Origin of the sequence: Kyrpidia tusciae DSM 2912, from assembly GCF_000092905.1 — a bacterium.
GTDB lineage: Bacteria > Bacillota > Bacilli > Kyrpidiales > Kyrpidiaceae > Kyrpidia > Kyrpidia tusciae.
In genome coordinates, this window is record NC_014098.1 from 3284192 (window position 1) to 3301189 (window position 16998).

Genomic DNA, 16998 nt, shown 5'->3' on the forward strand with positions numbered 1-16998 from the left:
GCCACTGCCCCCGGCTCTTCCAGCGCCGTCACTCCACCCGCTTGATCGCCGCCCCGAGGGCGTGGAGCTTCCCGACGATATCTACGTATCCTCGGTCGATATGGTGAACGCCGTGCACTTCTGTTTCCCCTTCAGCGGCCAGGCCCGCCAACAGCAGGGCGGCACCCGCTCGCAGGTCTGTCGAATTCACCCGGGCGCCGGTGAGTTTCGGCACCCCTTCGATCACTGCAGTCCGCCCTTCCACCCGGATGTCCGCCCCCATGCGCTGGAGCTCGGCCACGTGCATGAAGCGGTTCTCAAACACCGTTTCCGTCACCATGCTGCTCCCGGGAATGATTGTGAGCAGCGCCATGATCTGCGCCTGCATGTCTGTGGGGAAACCGGGATAATAGTGCGTCTTGATGTCCAGGGCGCGCTGTCCGGGGCCCCCCGCCACAAAAATCCCGTTCACATCGTCCTCGACGTGAACCCCCGTTTCTTTGAGCTTCGCCAATAAGGGCTTTAAGTGCGTGCTGATGGCGCCCTCAACATAGATCTCTCCGCCGGTAATGGCACCGGCCAACAAAAAGGTGCCGGCTTCGATTCGATCGGGGATCACCGTGTGCTCCACCCCCCGCAACCGATCCACGCCCTCCACCCGGATGACGTCCGTGCCGGCCCCCCGGACCCGGCCGCCCATTTTGTTGATAAAATTGGCCAGGTCAACAATCTCCGGTTCTTTGGCCGCATTCTCGATGATCGTCAGCCCGTCTGCCAGGGCGGCCGCCATCATGATGTTTTGGGTCGCTCCAACGCTTGGGATGTCGAGATACACGCGATTGCCCCGCAGGCGACCCCGGGGGGCCCGGGCCTCGACATAGCCGTGCTCCACGGTGACATCGGCACCCAGGGCTTCGAATCCCTTAATATGCTGATCCACCGGCCTGGCCCCGATGGCGCACCCGCCGGGCAGGGCCACCCGGGCATGTCCAAACCGGGCGAGGAGCGGACCCATCACAACAAAGGAGGCGCGCATCCGGCGAACCAACTCGTAAGGAGCTTCCGTGTGGGAAACCTCCTCGGCATTGAGCCGGACCACGCCTCCAGGCTCGCGCTGGACATCGACCCCAAGCGCCTGGATCATGTCACACATGCAATCGACGTCCCGGAGGATCGGTACATCTTCCACCACGCACCGGCCCTCCACGGCCAACAGCGACGCCGCCAGAATGGGAAGGGAGGCGTTTTTCGCCCCGCTTACCCTGACCGTCCCCTTAAGGGGTCGACCGCCTTGCACGAGAATGGTCGCCAATGGTTGTTACCTCCGTCCTAATACTCCACGGTGACGATCGGAGTCCCCACCACTACCCGGGTCTTGTTCCCGTACGCGTCATCGTGTACAGCGATCTGCAAATTCATCTTTTTGCCGCCCGTTAGTATGTACTCTTTCGTTTGGGGAGAATAGGCAGAGACGCTGGTCACCAGAGGCGTGCGCAGGGCTTCGACCTCCTTGGCCCGGACCGAAGCCAACGCTTGAGCAATCCGGTTTTGGCGCTCTGTCTCGCTCATTCTATCACTGAGGCTTCCGTATAGACAAGAGTCAATTCGAGGGGTCTGGCCGGCGGATGCAACCGTCTGTTTGACCCGATCGTAGGCCGCCGCCAGGCCGTCGGTGCCCGGTCCGGTATGCTCAACCCGGAGCACCAGGGTTGTATCGGGCTGGGAGTCCGTTTTGAGGGACGTGATGACCAGCACGCCCGAGGTGCCGCCCGGCCACCAGCCCTGGAGCTGGAAGACCCGCTGATCGCCTTGGTCGTAAACCCACTCCCGGGTGTCGCGAAGTTGCAAGGTGGCATTGAGTCTCGCCGCCATTCGTTTCAATTGATCGGTGGACATCAGTTCATGGTTGAGGATGGACCAATGATGAACCCCGTATCCTTCCACCCGGGCGCCGGTGGCCGAAAACGCTTTCTCCAAGAACGCCGTGGGAGCCACCGACTCCGCCAGGGTAAACTGGCCACTATACAAGGAAATCCACGCCACCACCGCACAGACCGTCAAACCGAGAAAACCGATTTTTCGCATAATGGCTTCCCCTCCCTTATCCACAGTGTGGACGGGAGGCGGGGATTTTATAGCCATCCGGCCGGGGAAACGCAGACCCTCCCTCAGCCCGTGAACAGAGTTTTCAGCATGCGCCAGGCGAACATGTAGGCGCTGATGAATTGGACGAGTGTCCACGCCAGGGCGATGGCGAGGAGCAACCGCAGCACCTTGGCCTGGGGACTGCCGCCGTCTTTCAGGAAAATCCCCCATTTCACCTGGCCCAGGGCGTACCAGGCGATGACCAGGGCAAAAAGAAGGAGCAAGACGGCCAGGGCGCCCGAGGGCCCGGGCGAAGGCAAGAGATCCAGGGGCATACCGGCATTCCCCCTCTTTTGGGCGGTGGAATCGGCCCATTTTCTGTCTTCCGGCCAAGTGTCCCTTACGTCTGCCAGCAAAGGAGCATTGATTATATACGGGTACTCCCCAAAAACTAAAGGAACGAGGAGGAAGCGCAATGTACGGTGTCTTTGGTCCTGCCACCCGCTGGGCCGTCGTGTTCCTGATCATCTTTGTCCTGTTCTTCCTGATCGTGCCCCACGGCTACGGCGGCGCGGGGGGCGGTGCTGCGGCGCAGGCTGTCGCCTACTGAGAACTGACGCCGAGTGCGGGAGCCCCGGATCTCCGTCCGGGGCTCTCGCCATGGTTCTCTAGTGGTGGGGTTTTGGCGCCGGTCGGCCCCGGGGCGACAGGGGCCGGTCTTCAGGCAGCCACCAGGCGAGCACCGCAGCCAGCAAGGGCAACGCGGCAAGAATCTCGATGGCCGTGGTGATGCCGAACCTGTCGGCCACGTATCCCGCCAAAGAGGCGCCGACGCCCCCCATTCCCACCGCCAAGCCGATCATCAGCCCCGACACAAGACCGATGCGCCCGGGCATGAGCTCCTGGCCAAAGACGACGGTAACGGCAAAGGTGGACAGGACGATAAAGCCCAGGAGCACGACGTCCACCGCCGCCCATATGCCGTGGGCATAGGGCAGAACCAAGGAAAAGGGAATGGCCCCGGCCATGGAGATGAGGATCAGCCGGCGCTTCCCGATCCGGTCCGAAAGAGGGCCGCCGATAAAAGTCCCCACCGCCCCGGCCAGAAGGAACAGGGCGGTATAGACCTCCGCCACGGAGGTGGACAGACCCCGGACGTTCACGTAGTACAAGGGCAGAAAACCCGACAGCCCGGCCTGCATCCAGGATCGAAAGGTCACGACCGCGAGCAGAAGAACGACCGCCCCGGCCGCACCCGTCCCGCTCGCGGTGCGCACCACCCGGGGGACTTTGACCTTGGCCTTGGCCCCGTACCAGGGCACGATAGTCGCCAGCGCCCCGGCGGCGAGCATCGCCGGCACCAGCAGCCAAATGCTGCCATGAAGGCCGGTGTGAACAAACAAGAGGCTCACGACCAGAGGGGCGATGGCCTGTCCGGCGTTGCCCCCCACCTGGAAAATCGATTGGGCAGTGCCCTTTTGAGCCCCGGCCGCCAGGTGGGCCGCCCGGCTGGCCTCGGGGTGAAACGCAGCCGAGCCCGCGCCGAGCAGCGCCACCAGAACCAATAACCATCCGTAACTCGGCGCGAACCCCATGGCCGCCGCGCCGGCACCCACGACGAACTCCCCGGCGGGGAGCAGCCATGCCTTGGGGTGCCGATCCGTCCAAGCGCCAATGATCGGTTGCACCATCGAGGACGTCACGTTGGCGACAAGGACGAGCACGCCCAGCTCGATATAACTCAGCCCGAGGTGGCTTTGAAATAACGGCAGCAATGAAGGGACCAGGGTGGTCATGGTGTCGTTCAGGAAGTGGCCCAGGGATACGATCCACAAGGCCTTCCACACCGGCTGCCTAGCCAACGACTGTTCTGCGGTGCTCGGTTCCACCCTCTATCCCCCCTATTGCCCAAACCAATTCAAACTCGGCAGGCTGTGCATCATCACCCCCGGCGCCACCCCGAGACCGATGGTCCCGACCAAGGCGATGGCCACCACCAGGGCGACGGTGGCCGGCGTCCCCCACAGCTCGGGCGGCCCGTAGGGTTCTTGAAGATACATGCGCCTGATTAAGCCAAAATAGTACGCGAAAGCCATCACGCTGGTGAGAAACATCAGCCCCGCCAGCCAGTAGTACCCGGTGTTGATCGCCCCGAGAGCGATGAAAAATTTGCCCGTGAATCCCGACGTCAAGGGCATCCCGGCCATGGCCGTGAGAAAGACGGTCATCGCCCCGGCCAAAAGTGGGGACCGGCGAAAGAGCCCGGTAAAGGCGTCCACATCCTCCGACCGGGCGTGGTGCGCCACGACGGTGAGGACCGCAAAGGCGCCCGCCGTCATCAGGGCGTAGGCGGCGAGATAAAAGTAGAGCGCCGATAAGCCTTGGAGCAGATTCCCGCCGTGATAAGCCCCCGTCAATGCGGCGAAGGGAACCAGCAGGTACCCGGCTTGCCCAATGCTTGAATAGGCGAGCATCCGCTTGACGTTGCGCTGGACGATGGCGAGAAGATTCCCCACCACCATGGTAACCGCCGCGATGCCGATCCACAGCCCGCCCCATTCTGGAAAATGACTGGCAAATCCGTAGAGAAACACCCGGATCAGCATGGCAAAGCCCGCCGCCTTCGACGCCGCGGCCAGGAAGGCGGTGATCGGCATCGGGGCCCCTTCGTACACATCCGGCGCCCACATGTGGAAAGGCACCACTGAGATTTTGACCGAGAATCCCGCCAGCATCAAAAGCATCCCGATCACCACAATGGCCCGGTAGCTGTCCCAGGCCAGGTACAGGGCGTACCCCGCTTCGGCGAGGTTCGTGGTGCCGGTGACGCCGTAGATATAAGACATCCCGAAGAGCACACAGGCAGTGGCAATGGCCCCGAGGACCAGGTATTTCATCGCTCCTTCGGCCGATTTCGAGGTCTTCCGGACGCCCACCAGAATATAGGAAGAAACCGAAAGAATCTCTAACCCCACGAAGAGGGTGACCAAATCCACCGACGAAGCCATGACCATGGCTCCCACCGTCGCGAAGAGCAACAGGTACGTATATTCTCCCCGGGCCACGTCGATCTGTCCGTGCTCATCCACGGATAGGAGCAGAATCAAAAACGTGATGCCGATAAACAACAGCTTGAAGACCAGCGCATAATCGTCGAGCACATAGCTGCCGGGCCCCAGGGCCGCCGTGTGCCCAAACCGGCGAAAGACGAGCACACCCGCCCAGGCCAAAGCGATCACCCCGAGGCCGTTGGCGAGAGTCGCCCTCTTCACACCCGGCGGCAAAAGCGCATCGAGGAGCATAAGAACAAACCCTCCGCCGATCAGTACGATCTCCGGCCCCATGACCCACCAGACTTGACTCCAAGTGAACCCTTGCAGTATCGTCGACATCCCCCATCACCCCCCGATTCCCGCAGCCAGGGCAGCCAAGGTGCCGCCTGCGGTCTGGCCGATCACCGCGGGGAATACGCCGACGCCGATGACGGCGATGAGCAGCAGTACCATTGGCAGCACTTCACTCGGCGTCCCGTCCCGAAGGCCTTCCTTGGTCGCGGGGGTCGGGCCGAAGGTGGTGCGTTGAATGGCCCACAACAGGTACACCGCCGCCAGGAGGATCCCGATGATGCCAAAAGCGGAAAGTCGAGGGAACACCGAAAAGGATCCGCTAAAAGAGAGAATCTCTCCCACAAACTGGCCCATTCCCGGCAGCCCCAGGGAGCCGAGCGCCCCCGTCAACAACAGCCCGGAGACGTGGGGCATGGGCTTGGACAGCCCGCCCAGGGCCGCCATCTCCACGGTGCCCGCCCGCTCTCCGATAATGCCGACCCCGGCGAAAAGCAGTGCCGTGAGCAGCCCGGAGGAGACCGCCACAAACAAAGCCCCCTGGAGGCCCGCTGGCGTCATGGAAGCTGCGGCTAAAAGAAAGACGCCCATGTGGCTGATGGTCGTATAAGCGAGGAGCCGCCGCCAGTCCTCTTGGACAAAGGCGATGAGTCCGGCCCACAGAATGTTAATGACGCCGATCACCGCCACCAGCAGGGCGTACCGGGCCACCATGGCGGGCATCATCCCCCCGGCCACCCGGAGAAATAAGTACGCGCCGGTCTTTACCACCACGCCGCCGAGCAGCATATTGACCGCGGCCGGAGCTTGACTGTGTACAAAAGGGAGCCACGTGTGAAAAGGCACCAAGGCCTCTTCCACCAGGATAGCGGCAAACAGCAACAAGAACAACGCTCCGGCCACCGGCGCCAGCCCGGCCGCCGCTCCGCCGCTGTGAAGCTGCTGGGTGAGGGAGGCGATATCAAAGGTCATGCCTCCGCCGACTTTCCCCGACAGATAAGCAATCCCAAAGAACGCCACCACCAGGCCGACGCTGGACATCCCCCGGTATATCAGAAATTTCGTTGCCGCCTTTTTCCGCTCCTCCCCGCCCCAGATCCCGATCAAAAAGTACATCGGCACCAGGGTGAGTTCCAGGAAGAAAAAGAGCAGGAACAGATCCGTGGCGGCGAATACCCCGTACAAAGCGGCCAGGAGGATCATGAGCCAACCGTAATACTCATTGGCCCGGGTGCGGACACCGTGGGAGGCCCACACCGCGGCAAATCCCACCACTCCGGTGAGGGCGAGAAGGGGTAGAGAGAGCCCGTCCGCTCCAAAACCCAAAGTCACCTGTACCGGCATGTCCGCCAGGGCATCGCCGATGGTGAACCACGATTTGGTGAAGGCAAACTGCACGCCGCCCGCCGCCGGATCATACCCCAGATACACCACCCCAACCAGCAGGGCTGAGAGGAGACTTCCCAGGAGCGCCGCAGCCCGGGGTATGGACGAATTGTTTTTCGGAGCGAGCCAACTGGTGAGACCGGCTGCCAGCGGGATAAGAACGATCCACAACACGGCCGCATGCATCAGGAATGCACCCCCCACAACAACGACCAGGACACGGCGATGAGCGCGACGATCCCGAGCAGAGTGATCAGCCCGTAGGTCTGAACTTGACCGGTCTGGATTCGACGCAGAGCTGATGAGGCCGCCTTGGTGCCGCCCCCGATCAGGGTGACGATCCCGTCGATGATCCACCGGTCCACCCAGTCGAACACCCGGCCAAGGCCAAAGGCCGGACGGACAATCACCGCCTGATACAACTCGTCAAAATAGAATTTGTGAAAAGACAGGTTGTAAAGGGGGGACAGCGCCCGGCTCCAGGCTTCGGCGGAAATCGACTTCTTTCCGTACATCAGCCAGGCCAAACCGATTCCCAGCAGGCCCACCACCGTGGACACCGCCATCACCCCCGGGCCGGCCGAAACCGCCATGGCCCCGGTCGGTTCCCCGAGAAACCGCTCCAAAGGAAGACCCGCGAAAGGCGCGCCAACCACCCCGGCCCCCAGGGCCATCAGGGCGAGAATGATCAAGGGCAGCGTCATGACCCACCCGCTCTCCCTGGGAATCCGCTCGCCCCGGTAGCGGCCGGTGAAGGTCAGGAAGAACACCCGGAAGATGTAGAAAGCAGTAAAAAACGCCGCCACGGTGCCGAGGACGTAGAGCGCCGGCCGTCCCGCCGCCAGGGTCGCGGCCAGGATGTCATCCTTGGACCAGAACCCCGCGAAGGGTGGAATGCCGGACAATGCCAAGGCCCCGAACAAGAACGTCCACGCCGTCATCGGCATCCGCCGCCAGAGCCCGCCCATCTTCGCGAGATCCTGGGTGTCCACGGCGTGGATGACACTTCCCGCCGCCAGAAACAAAAGCGCCTTGAAAAAGGCATGGGTGAATAGGTGGAATACACCGGCCGTATACGCCGCCACCCCAAGGCCCATCATCATGTACCCCAGTTGGCTGATGGTGGAATAAGCGATCACCCGCTTGATGTCCCGTTGGGTCAAGCCGATGGCCGCCCCGAGAATCGCGGTGATTCCGCCAATATAAGCCACCACGTCCAAGGCCGCCGGCGACGCGGCAAACAAGGGAAACGCCCGGGCCACCAAATACACCCCGGCCGCCACCATGGTCGCCGCGTGAATGAGGGCCGACACCGGAGTGGGGCCTTCCATGGCGTCCGGGAGCCAGACGTGTAGGGGAAACTGGGCGGATTTTCCCACCGCGCCGAAAAAAATCAATAAAGCTCCCAACGTCGCCATGCCCTGGGCACTGATCCAGCCGACCTGGAGATTCCCGGACTGGACGGCTCGGGCAATGTCTTCGTAATCAAAGGATCCCGTCGCCAGATACAGCAGGATGATCCCCGACAGGAGCCCGACATCGCCGAGACGGGTGACGACAAAAGATTTTTTCGCCGCCGCCGCAGCCTCCGGCTTGTAGTACCAGAAGCCCACCAGCAGATACGAGCACAGCCCGACCAGCTCCCAAAACACGTACAGCTGAAGGAAATTCGGTGAGATCACCAGGCCGAGCATCGAGAAGACAAAGAGCAACAGGTACTGATAAAAGACCCCGAACCGGGGATCGCCGTGCATATATCCCCTGGAGAACAGCAGGACCAGGGTGCTGACAAAGCTGACGACCACGAGCATCAAAGCGTTCAGCGGGTTGACCTCGAACCCCACGTGCCAGGTGTGGGCCGGCCCCGGTCCGAAGGTCAGCCAGTTCCAGAGGTACGGCGGTTGTCCACCTCCCCGGGCCACGTCGCCAAAAATCATCAGCGAAAGGACCAGGGAGATCAGGGTGGCCACCACGCCGATACTCGCAGCGACCCCCTCGTGCACCCGGCGCCCCATGGCGAGAAGCAGAAGGTACCCGATCAAGGGGACAGCGGGCACGAGCCAGGCATGCGCGATCATACCATCACCCTTTTCCCGTCGGTGTTATCGGCAGCTCCCTATTAATGGATGGAGTCACCATTTCATCAGATTCATGTCCCGCACGTCGCTGCTGTTGCGGTTCCGGTACAGGGCGATCAAGATGGCCAAGCCTACGGCCACTTCCGCCGCTGCCACAGTCATGCTGAACAGACCGAACACCTGCCCGGCCACATTGGCGCTGGCCCCGAGGCGGGAAAAGGCGATCAGGTTCAGGTTGGCGGCGTTGAGCATCAGCTCGATGGACAACAGGACGATGATGATGTTGCGCTTGGTCAGCGCCCCGTACAGCCCGATACAAAACAGAATCGCCGCCAAAGCCAGAAAGGATCCGATCGGCGCCATCCGCTAGTCCCCCTTTCTCGCCAGGATCACCGCGCCCACAAGGGCCACGGTGAGCAGCACCGACACCAGTTCAAAAGGCACCACATAATTGGTGAAGAGCATCTCCGCCAAGGCGGTGACGCTGTTTTGGGCCGGCCACGGGGGCTGGGCCGGGGCTGCCGGCCAGGTCGTGGTGCGGATTGCCCAAAGCATCGCGGCCCCCAGGGCCACCGCCCCCAAACCCGCCAACCATTGCCGCAGGCCAGCCCGTTCCTCTTCCTCCACTTCATCGTGCCGGGTCAACATGATGGCAAAGAGCATCAGGATCGTGATGGCCCCGGCGTAAATCAGGATTTGGGCAAAGGCGAGAAAATCCGCCCCGAGCAGGACGTACATGCCCGCCATGCCCAGGAATACGAGGCCAATGGACAAGGCCATGTACATGACCTTGCGGAATTGCAGCAGCATCACCGCCGCCAACACGACGACGACGGCAAGCACGAAAAAGGCCACGGTCTGCCCGGTCCAGGCGAGCCCGCCAAACCAGTTAGTCACGGCCCTCACCCGCTTTCCCGACCAGGGCGGCAGGGCGCTCGGCTTCCGCAAGCTCTTTCGCCCCGTCGTGGCGGACATAGTTCTCATGGAGCCATTCGATGTTCTTGTACAACTGATCCCGGCTGTAGGCGGCCAGCTCGAACTCGTCGGTCATCTTGATCGCCTCGGTGGGACACACCTCGGTGCACAGGTCGCAGAGAATACAAATTTCAAAGCTGATATCGAAGGTGTCCAGGTGCAGTTTCCGATCTTCGCCCCGGGTCCCGGACAACGAGATGCAGCTCGTCGGGCAGATGCGGGCGCACTGCCCACAGACGATACACCGCTCGACGCTGAGCTGGTGAATCCCCCGGAAGCGTTCGGGCCACTGGGGCCGGACGTCGGGATACTGCAGGGTCACCTTCTTTTTTGGCAGTTGGCTGATGGTAACCGCCAAGCCCTTGAGAAAGCCGAACATGATCTCACCCCGCGTTCACCCAATATTTAATGACGCTGGTCAAAACGATGTTGACGAGCGCCAGGGGCAAGAGAAACTTCCAACTGAAGCTCATCAACTGGTCGGCCCGGATCCGGGGCATGGTCGCCCGAAGCCAGACAAAGAAAAAGATGAACGCCGTGACCTTGATGGTAAACCACAGCCACCCAGGCAGGAGGGGGCCCGACCAGCCGCCGAAAAAGAGGGTGGCCCCAAGGCAGGAGATGGCGAACACGTACAGGTATTCGGCGAGCATGTACAAGGCGAAGCGGAACCCCGAATACTCGGTGTGGTACCCCGCGACCAGCTCCGACTCCGCTTCCGGAAGGTCGAACGGGGTCCGGTTCACTTCCGCCGTGGCCGCCACAATAAACACGCAGAACCCCAGGAACTGCGGGATGATAAACCACATAAACCGCTCCTGGGCTGCAACGATATCGGCGATGTTGAGAGATCCCGCCAAAAGGATGACCCCCAGCAGAGACATCCCCAGAGGGATCTCATAACTGATCATCTGGGCGGCGGAACGCATGCCGCCGAGAAGAGAGTACTTGTTGTTGGACGCCCAACCGCCGAGCATGATCCCGACGATGGTGATGGACGACAGGGCCAGGTAGTACAGCAATGCCACGGAGATGTCTGCCGTAAACACGTGACTGGCCGACCAGGGAATGACCGCGAGCACCACGAAGCTCGGGATAAACGCGATGATGGGCGCGATGAGAAACAAAGGTTTGTCCGCCTCGGCCGGCACGATGTCCTCTTTGGTCAGCAGCTTCAGAACATCGGCAAAGGATTGGAACAAGCCCAAGGGGCCCACGCGGTTGGGCCCGATCCGCAGCTGCATCCACCCGATGACCTTTCGCTCGAAGTAGAGCATGTACGTCACCACGCCGAGAACAAAAAGCAGCACAATCACGGCACCGGCGACCATTTTGAGCACCGTTCCCCAGGTGAGGGCCTGATGGACCCAGTCGAAGAATTGGACCATGTCAGCAATCCACCTCCCCCAGAACGATGTCCACGGCGCCGAGAATCGCGATCAGATTGGCCATGCTCTGCCCTTGGAGCAGAGAGGGCAACAGCTGCAGATTGACAAAAGACGGCCGGCGAAACTTCACCCGGTAGGGCTTATCCTTTCCATCGCTGACAAAATACACCCCGAGTTCCCCCCGGGCCCCTTCGATGGCGCTGTAATACTCGCCGGCGGGAGGCCGGACGAACTTCGGAGCCTTGCCCATCACCGGACCATCGGGAATCTGCTCGCAGGCCTGCTCCACAATGCGAAGAGATTGTTCCATCTCGCGGAGATGCAGGATGTACCGGTCATAACAGTCGCCGTGCTCGCCCACGGGAATCTCGAAGTCAAAGCGGTCGTAGACAGAATAGGGCCGATTTTTTCGAAGATCCCATTTCAGTCCGGTACAGCGCAAATTCACTCCGGACAGGGAGTAGGCGATGGCCGTGTCCGCATCATAGGCGCCGATGCCCCGGACGCGGTTGAGAAAGATCTCGTTGCCGGTGATCAGGTCGTCGAGCATCTTCAAGCTTTCCCGCATGTGGGGCACAAACTCCCGCACCTTGTCGATCCAGCCCGGGGGCGCATCCCACTTCACGCCGCCGATCCGCATATAGTTGTACGTTAACCTCGCTCCGCTGATCTCGTTGAACAGTTGCACGATCCGCTCCCGGTCTTGAAATGCATACAAAAAGGGACTCATGGCCCCGAGGTCGAGGAGATACGTGCCGATAAAGAGCAGGTGCGAGGCGATGCGGTTGAGTTCCATGACGATGACCCGGAGGTACTCCGCCCGCTCGGGAACCTCCAGGTCCATGGCCTCCTCGACGGCGTGCACCAGGGCGTAATTGTTGAGCATTGCCGCCAAGTAATCCATACGGTCGGTGTAAGGGATGATCTGGGTGTACTGCAGATCCTCCGCCAATTTTTCCGTCCCCCGATGCAGGTAGCCGATCACCGGATCCGCCTCGACGATCGTTTCGCCGTCCAATTTTACGACCACCTGCAGCACCCCGTGGGTGGATGGGTGTTGGGGGCCGACATTCATCAGCATTTCTTCCGTTCGCGTATCCGCCATTGTTCACCCCACCTCAATCAAACGGGGAATAGTCCTTGCGCAGCGGATGACCCTGCCAATCGTCGGGCATCATGATCCGCCGCAAATCCGGATGGTCGGCAAAGGTCACGCCGAGCAGGTCATAAATTTCCCGCTCATCCCAGTTCGCTCCCGGGAACACCGGGACCAAGGAGGGAACCACCGGCGCTTCCCGGGGGGCACGGACTTTGATTCCCACCATGGTGGCTTCGGGAATCCGAGTCAGAAAGGCCGTCACCTCTATGTAGCCTTCCTTTGGGTAATCCGTGCCGGCGATGGCCTCCAAATAACGAAAGCCAAGCCCATCCCCCTCTTTGAGATAAGCCGCCACCTCTCGCCAGGATTCCCTTTTGATGAGGAGCATAGGAGTGAATTTTTTCACTTCCCCTGCCTCAACCGCATCGGGATAGCGTTCCTGAATCCGCCTGAGCACATCGTCCAACAGGGCTTTCGCCGGAGCTTCTCGGGGGTCGGGGGGCTTAGGGGCCGCCGATGGTTTCCCGGCCGCCTTCGTTGCGGGTCTCGCCGCCTCCGGCTTGGCCGAGCCGCCGTCTGCACCCGCGGGTTTGGCCCCGGGGTGTCCTCCCTTCGGCGGCACCGCCCGGGGCGCATCGACGGTCTCCGACGACGCCTCGCTGGAAGCTGCATCCTTCTCGCCTCCGCGGCTCGGAGGCACTCGGCCCTCCCCTTGGATATCCGAAGGTCCGGCCTCTGTCCCTTCAGCCTGACCCCGCTCCCCGGGGCTCGCATCCTTCGGCTGCGAGTGTCTCCGACCCGAATCTCGCTCCTCCCGTCTGTCCTCGGTCATGCCCGCCCCACCTTTCTCCTCGCCTCCATGCGAATCTTCTCCTGCAATTTGTTCAGCCCGTAGATCAGAGCGGGCGGAGAGGGGGGACAGCCCGGGATATAAACGTCAACGGGAACCACTTGGTCGACGCCCTTCATCACGGCGTAGGAACGTACGTAGGGACCGCCCGCCGTGGCACAACTGCCCATGGCCACCACCCATTTTGGATCCGGCATCTGGTCGTAGAGCCGCCGAAGGAGCGGCCCCATCTTTTTGGTGACCGTTCCGGCGACGATCATGACGTCGGACTGCCGGGGTGAGGCGCGAAAGATAATGCCGAATCGGTCAAGATCATAATGGGACGCCCCGGTTCCCATCATCTCGATGGCGCAGCAGGCCAACCCAAAGGTAAGGGGCCACAGGGAGTTCGACCGGGCCCAGGCTTTCAACTGTTCGATGGTGCTGACCAACACCCCCGCCCGGGTGAGATCGGCGGATTCCTCGTCACTGAAACCTTCGAATTCCACCCGGCCCGCGGGCCGCGAGCCCGGCACCGGATTCATTTCCATTCCAGCACCTTCTTTCGCCAGGCGTACACCAGGCCGATGACCAACATGGCCATAAAAATCAGCGCCTCCACCAACCCGAATAGACCGAGCTCGTGAAACGCCACCGCCCAAGGGTACAAGAAAAGGATTTCGACATCGAATACCACGAATAGAAGCGCAAAGAGGTAATAGCGGGCGTTATATTGGACCCGCGCGTCCCCCACAGGCTCCACGCCGCTCTCGTAGGGTTCCAGCTTCTCCCGGGACGGATGAGCGGGCCGAAGCCACTTCCCCAATGTCAAGGCCACCACCGCAAGGGCGATGGCAAGAACGACGAAGATCACGACAAACAGATACGAGTTCCAGTACGCCGTCACGGGCAACCCTCCCGCCTTCGGCTCGGCGGCTGCCTTCGGGCCCCGTCCTCACCTCCGGTCAACGGGCCGCCGCCGTCCGTTATTCATTATAGCAGACCCCTGATAGGGGGGCAAAAAGAGCGGGAAGACCCCCTCCGGGCCTTCCCGTATGCGGTATTCTTTTACAGCCGGCGCGGCCTGCCTGGCTCAGCGCAGGGAAACTTTCGCTTCCTCCGCCGCCCGCAGCCGATTCAACGCCCGTTTGAGAGCCAATTCCGCCCGGACATAGTCGATGTCGGAGCGCCCTTTCTCTGCCAAACGCCGCTCGGCCCGCTCCCGGGCGCGCTCGGCCCGGGCCACGTCGATCTCCTCGGGCAGCTCCGCAGCCTCGGCCAGCACCGTGACCCTGTCCGGCCGAACTTCCAGAAACCCGCCGCTGAGCGCCACCAGAGACCACCGCCCCTCTTCCTTGATCCGGACGAGGCCGATGGGCAGGGTGGTGACAAGCGGCATGTGTCCGGGGAGAATGCCCAGGTCACCCTCGGCTCCCCGGAGGATCACCATCTCCACGGGCCGACTGTACACGGTCCGCTCCGGCGTCACGATGTCCAGAATCGTGGTGCTCATCGATCAGCCTCGCTCCTTTTTGAACCGCTCCACCACATCGTCGATGGTGCCGGCGTAGCGGAAGAGGCTTTCCGGAATCTCATCGTGGCGACCTTCAAGAATCTCCTTGAAGCTGCGCACCGTCTCCTTCACCGGAACATACACCCCGGGGGTGCCGGTGAACTGTTCGGCCACGTGGAAGGGCTGGGACAGGAAGTTTTGGATCTTCCGGGCCCGGGCCACGGTGAGCTTATCCTCGTCCGTCAACTCATCCATACCGAGGATGGCGATAATATCCTGCAATTCCCGATAGCGCTGCAACACCTGCTGCACGCCCCGGGCTACATCGTAGTGCTCCTGGCCCACCACATCCGGCGACAGGGCCCGGGAGGTCGATGCCAGAGGGTCCACCGCCGGGTAGATGCCGAGCTCGGAGATCTTCCGCTCCAGGTTGGTGGTGGCATCGAGGTGGGCGAAGGTCGTCGCCGGCGCCGGATCGGTGTAGTCGTCCGCCGGCACGTAGATCGCCTGGATCGAGGTGATCGATCCTTTTTTCGTCGAGGTGATCCGCTCCTGCAATTGCCCCATCTCCGTGGCCAGGGTGGGCTGGTATCCCACGGCGCTGGGCATCCGCCCAAGCAGAGCCGACACCTCGGAGCCGGCCTGCACGAATCGGAAAATGTTGTCGATAAACAACAGCACGTCCCGGCCCTCAACGTCCCGGAAATACTCCGCAAAGGTCAGGCCTGTAAGGCCCACCCGCATGCGGGCGCCGGGGGGTTCGTTCATCTGGCCGAACACCATGACGGTCTTATCGATAACTCCGGACTCCCGCATCTCGTGATACAGGTCGTTTCCTTCCCGAGTGCGCTCGCCGACCCCCGCGAACACCGAAAAGCCGCCGTGCTGTTTCGCGATATTGTGGATCAGCTCCTGAATGAGCACCGTCTTGCCGACCCCGGCGCCCCCGAACAGGCCGACCTTCCCGCCCTTGATGTACGGAGCGAGCAAATCCACCACTTTGATCCCCGTCTCAAAGATCTCCACCTTGGTGGATTGTTCCTCGAAACTCGGGGCCGGCCGGTGAATCGGATGGGTCAATTCCGTCGCAACGGGCCCCTGCTCGTCAATGGGCTGGCCCAGGACGTTGAAAATCCTCCCCAGGGTCGCCTCCCCCACCGGCACCGCGATGGGCCGGCCGGTATCCACCACCTCCATTCCCCGAACCAATCCGTCGGTGGAGGACATGGCAACCGTCCGCACCACATTATCGCCGAGGTGAACGGCCACTTCACAGGTCAAATCGATGTCCCGCTCGCCGGGATTCTTCGCTTCATAACGAATGGTGAGGGCGTTGTTCAACTCTGGCAGTTGCCCCTCGGGGAACGCCACGTCGACAACCGGTCCCATCACCTGGACCACATGTCCAACGTTCATGTGCATTTTTCCCTCCAATCCGGTCATCCCGGGCACATCCGCCTACTTCAGAGCTTCGGCGCCGCCGACGATCTCGGAGATCTGCAGGGTGATCGCCGCTTGCCGCGCCCGGTTCAGGGCCAGGGTCAGCGCGTCGATCATTTCGGCGGCGTTGTCCGACGCGTTGCCCATGGCGGTCATCCGCGCCCCGTGTTCGCTGGCTTTCGCATCGAGCAGCGCGCTGAAGATCAGTGTTTCTGCGTACTTGGGCAGTAAGGTTTCCAGCACCGCCTCCGCGGAAGGCTCGTACTCATAATGGAGCCGGTGCCCTTCGGCCTCCCCGCCGACGTCCTCGAGAGGAAGGATTTTTTTGACCACGGGGGTCTGCTGCACCGGATTGATAAACTGGTTGTACACCAGGAACAGTTCGTCGTAGACCTCTTCCTCGTACATCTTGACCGCCGCCCCGGCCACCCTCTTGATGTCCGCATAAGTGGGGTAATCGGAGAGGCCGATGATCTCTTCGGCCACGGGAAAATCGCGTTTCTTGAAAAAGTCCCGGCCCCGGCGGCCAACGGCGATGATCGTGTACTCGTTCTTGGCTTTCCCCCGGATGGCTTCCAGGGTGACGCGGATGATGTTGGCGTTGTACGCGCCGGCCAACCCCCGGTCTGCGGTGATGACCACGTACCCGGATTTGCGCACCGGGCGCTTAACCATCATGGGGTGGCGCACATCCCCCGCTTTGGCGATGCTGCCGATGACCTCCTCCATCTTGCGGGCGTAGGGGCGGGCGAGGTGCACCCGTTCCTGGGCCCGGCGGAGTTTGGCCGCCGCCACCATCTCCATCGCCTTGGTGATTTGTTCCGTGCTTTTCACGCTGCGAATCCGCCTGCGGATATCCCGCGCATTCTCCGCCATTCTTCC

The 16998-nt window shown here is 61.9% G+C and carries 19 protein-coding genes; 1 reads left to right on the forward strand and 18 read right to left on the reverse strand.

Annotated features, from left to right (window positions below):
• Positions 1 to 28: 28 nt before the first annotated feature.
• The 3 genes from murA to BTUS_RS18595 all read right to left on the reverse strand — a co-directional run bounded on the left by murA (position 29) and on the right by BTUS_RS18595 (position 2399).
• Positions 29 to 1291 (reverse strand): UDP-N-acetylglucosamine 1-carboxyvinyltransferase, encoded by a 1263-nt coding sequence (murA, locus tag BTUS_RS15990; protein WP_013077103.1) that lies wholly within the window; start codon positions 1289 to 1291, stop codon positions 29 to 31.
• 17 nt (positions 1292 to 1308) lie between these two features.
• On the reverse strand, positions 1309 to 2064 hold the full coding sequence (locus tag BTUS_RS17210) for a YwmB family TATA-box binding protein (RefSeq protein WP_013077104.1): 756 nt from the start codon (positions 2062 to 2064) through the stop codon (positions 1309 to 1311).
• 83 nt (positions 2065 to 2147) lie between these two features.
• Positions 2148 to 2399 carry a DUF1146 family protein gene (locus BTUS_RS18595; RefSeq protein ID WP_013077105.1) on the reverse strand — a complete coding sequence of 84 codons (252 nt, stop codon included), beginning with the start codon at positions 2397 to 2399 and terminating at the stop codon, positions 2148 to 2150.
• Positions 2400 to 2539: 140 nt separating this feature from the next.
• On the opposite strand from BTUS_RS18595, the gene BTUS_RS19135 reads away from it, so the two are divergent.
• Positions 2540 to 2674 carry a hypothetical protein gene (locus BTUS_RS19135; protein ID WP_013077106.1) on the forward strand — a complete coding sequence of 45 codons (135 nt, stop codon included), beginning with the start codon at positions 2540 to 2542 and terminating at the stop codon, positions 2672 to 2674.
• Positions 2675 to 2732: 58 nt separating this feature from the next.
• Here the strand turns inward: BTUS_RS19135 and BTUS_RS16005 are convergent, their stop codons facing one another.
• The 15 genes from BTUS_RS16005 to atpG all read right to left on the reverse strand — a co-directional run bounded on the left by BTUS_RS16005 (position 2733) and on the right by atpG (position 16992).
• Positions 2733 to 3953: an MFS transporter gene (locus tag BTUS_RS16005; RefSeq protein ID WP_013077107.1), complete on the reverse strand. Its 1221-nt coding sequence runs from the start codon at positions 3951 to 3953 to the stop codon at positions 2733 to 2735.
• Positions 3954 to 3965: 12 nt separating this feature from the next.
• Positions 3966 to 5456, reverse strand: coding sequence for an NADH-quinone oxidoreductase subunit N (locus BTUS_RS16010; protein ID WP_013077108.1), 1491 nt, complete (start codon positions 5454 to 5456; stop codon positions 3966 to 3968).
• Between the two features lie 6 nt (positions 5457 to 5462).
• Positions 5463 to 6980: a complex I subunit 4 family protein gene (locus tag BTUS_RS16015; protein WP_013077109.1), complete on the reverse strand. Its 1518-nt coding sequence runs from the start codon at positions 6978 to 6980 to the stop codon at positions 5463 to 5465.
• On the reverse strand, positions 6980 to 8872 hold the full coding sequence (gene nuoL, locus BTUS_RS16020; RefSeq protein ID WP_013077110.1) for an NADH-quinone oxidoreductase subunit L: 1893 nt from the start codon (positions 8870 to 8872) through the stop codon (positions 6980 to 6982). Before nuoL ends, BTUS_RS16015 begins: the two co-directional genes overlap by 1 nt.
• Before the next feature lie 54 nt (positions 8873 to 8926).
• The gene (nuoK, locus tag BTUS_RS16025; RefSeq protein ID WP_013077111.1) at positions 8927 to 9235 is read right to left on the reverse strand and encodes an NADH-quinone oxidoreductase subunit NuoK; all 309 of its coding nucleotides are present in this window, start codon (positions 9233 to 9235) and stop codon (positions 8927 to 8929) included.
• A gap of 3 nt (positions 9236 to 9238) precedes the next feature.
• Complete coding sequence (locus BTUS_RS16030; protein ID WP_245543339.1) at positions 9239 to 9769, reverse strand: NADH-quinone oxidoreductase subunit J; 531 nt, start codon at positions 9767 to 9769, stop codon at positions 9239 to 9241.
• Positions 9762 to 10226 carry a NuoI/complex I 23 kDa subunit family protein gene (locus BTUS_RS16035; RefSeq protein WP_013077113.1) on the reverse strand — a complete coding sequence of 155 codons (465 nt, stop codon included), beginning with the start codon at positions 10224 to 10226 and terminating at the stop codon, positions 9762 to 9764. Before BTUS_RS16035 ends, BTUS_RS16030 begins: the two co-directional genes overlap by 8 nt.
• 4 nt (positions 10227 to 10230) lie before the next feature.
• The gene (gene nuoH / locus BTUS_RS16040) at positions 10231 to 11235 is read right to left on the reverse strand and encodes an NADH-quinone oxidoreductase subunit NuoH (protein WP_013077114.1); all 1005 of its coding nucleotides are present in this window, start codon (positions 11233 to 11235) and stop codon (positions 10231 to 10233) included.
• A 1-nt stretch (position 11236) separates the two neighbouring features.
• On the reverse strand, positions 11237 to 12340 hold the full coding sequence (locus BTUS_RS16045; protein ID WP_013077115.1) for an NADH-quinone oxidoreductase subunit D: 1104 nt from the start codon (positions 12338 to 12340) through the stop codon (positions 11237 to 11239).
• A gap of 13 nt (positions 12341 to 12353) precedes the next feature.
• On the reverse strand, positions 12354 to 13166 hold the full coding sequence (locus BTUS_RS16050; protein ID WP_013077116.1) for an NADH-quinone oxidoreductase subunit C: 813 nt from the start codon (positions 13164 to 13166) through the stop codon (positions 12354 to 12356).
• On the reverse strand, positions 13163 to 13714 hold the full coding sequence (locus BTUS_RS16055; RefSeq protein ID WP_013077117.1) for a NuoB/complex I 20 kDa subunit family protein: 552 nt from the start codon (positions 13712 to 13714) through the stop codon (positions 13163 to 13165). Before BTUS_RS16055 ends, BTUS_RS16050 begins: the two co-directional genes overlap by 4 nt.
• A complete protein-coding gene (locus BTUS_RS16060; protein WP_013077118.1) occupies positions 13705 to 14070 on the reverse strand; it encodes an NADH-quinone oxidoreductase subunit A in 366 nt (121 codons plus the stop codon). The genes BTUS_RS16055 and BTUS_RS16060 overlap by 10 nt, the downstream gene beginning before the upstream one ends.
• Positions 14071 to 14256: 186 nt before the next feature.
• Positions 14257 to 14676, reverse strand: a complete 420-nt coding sequence (locus tag BTUS_RS16065; RefSeq protein WP_013077119.1) for a F0F1 ATP synthase subunit epsilon — start codon at positions 14674 to 14676, stop codon at positions 14257 to 14259.
• A gap of 3 nt (positions 14677 to 14679) precedes the next feature.
• Entirely contained in the window at positions 14680 to 16092 is a 1413-nt protein-coding gene (atpD, locus tag BTUS_RS16070) for a F0F1 ATP synthase subunit beta (RefSeq protein ID WP_041306494.1), read from the reverse strand.
• Positions 16093 to 16134: 42 nt separating this feature from the next.
• Entirely contained in the window at positions 16135 to 16992 is an 858-nt protein-coding gene (gene atpG, locus BTUS_RS16075) for an ATP synthase F1 subunit gamma (RefSeq protein WP_013077121.1), read from the reverse strand.
• Positions 16993 to 16998 lie beyond the last annotated feature (6 nt).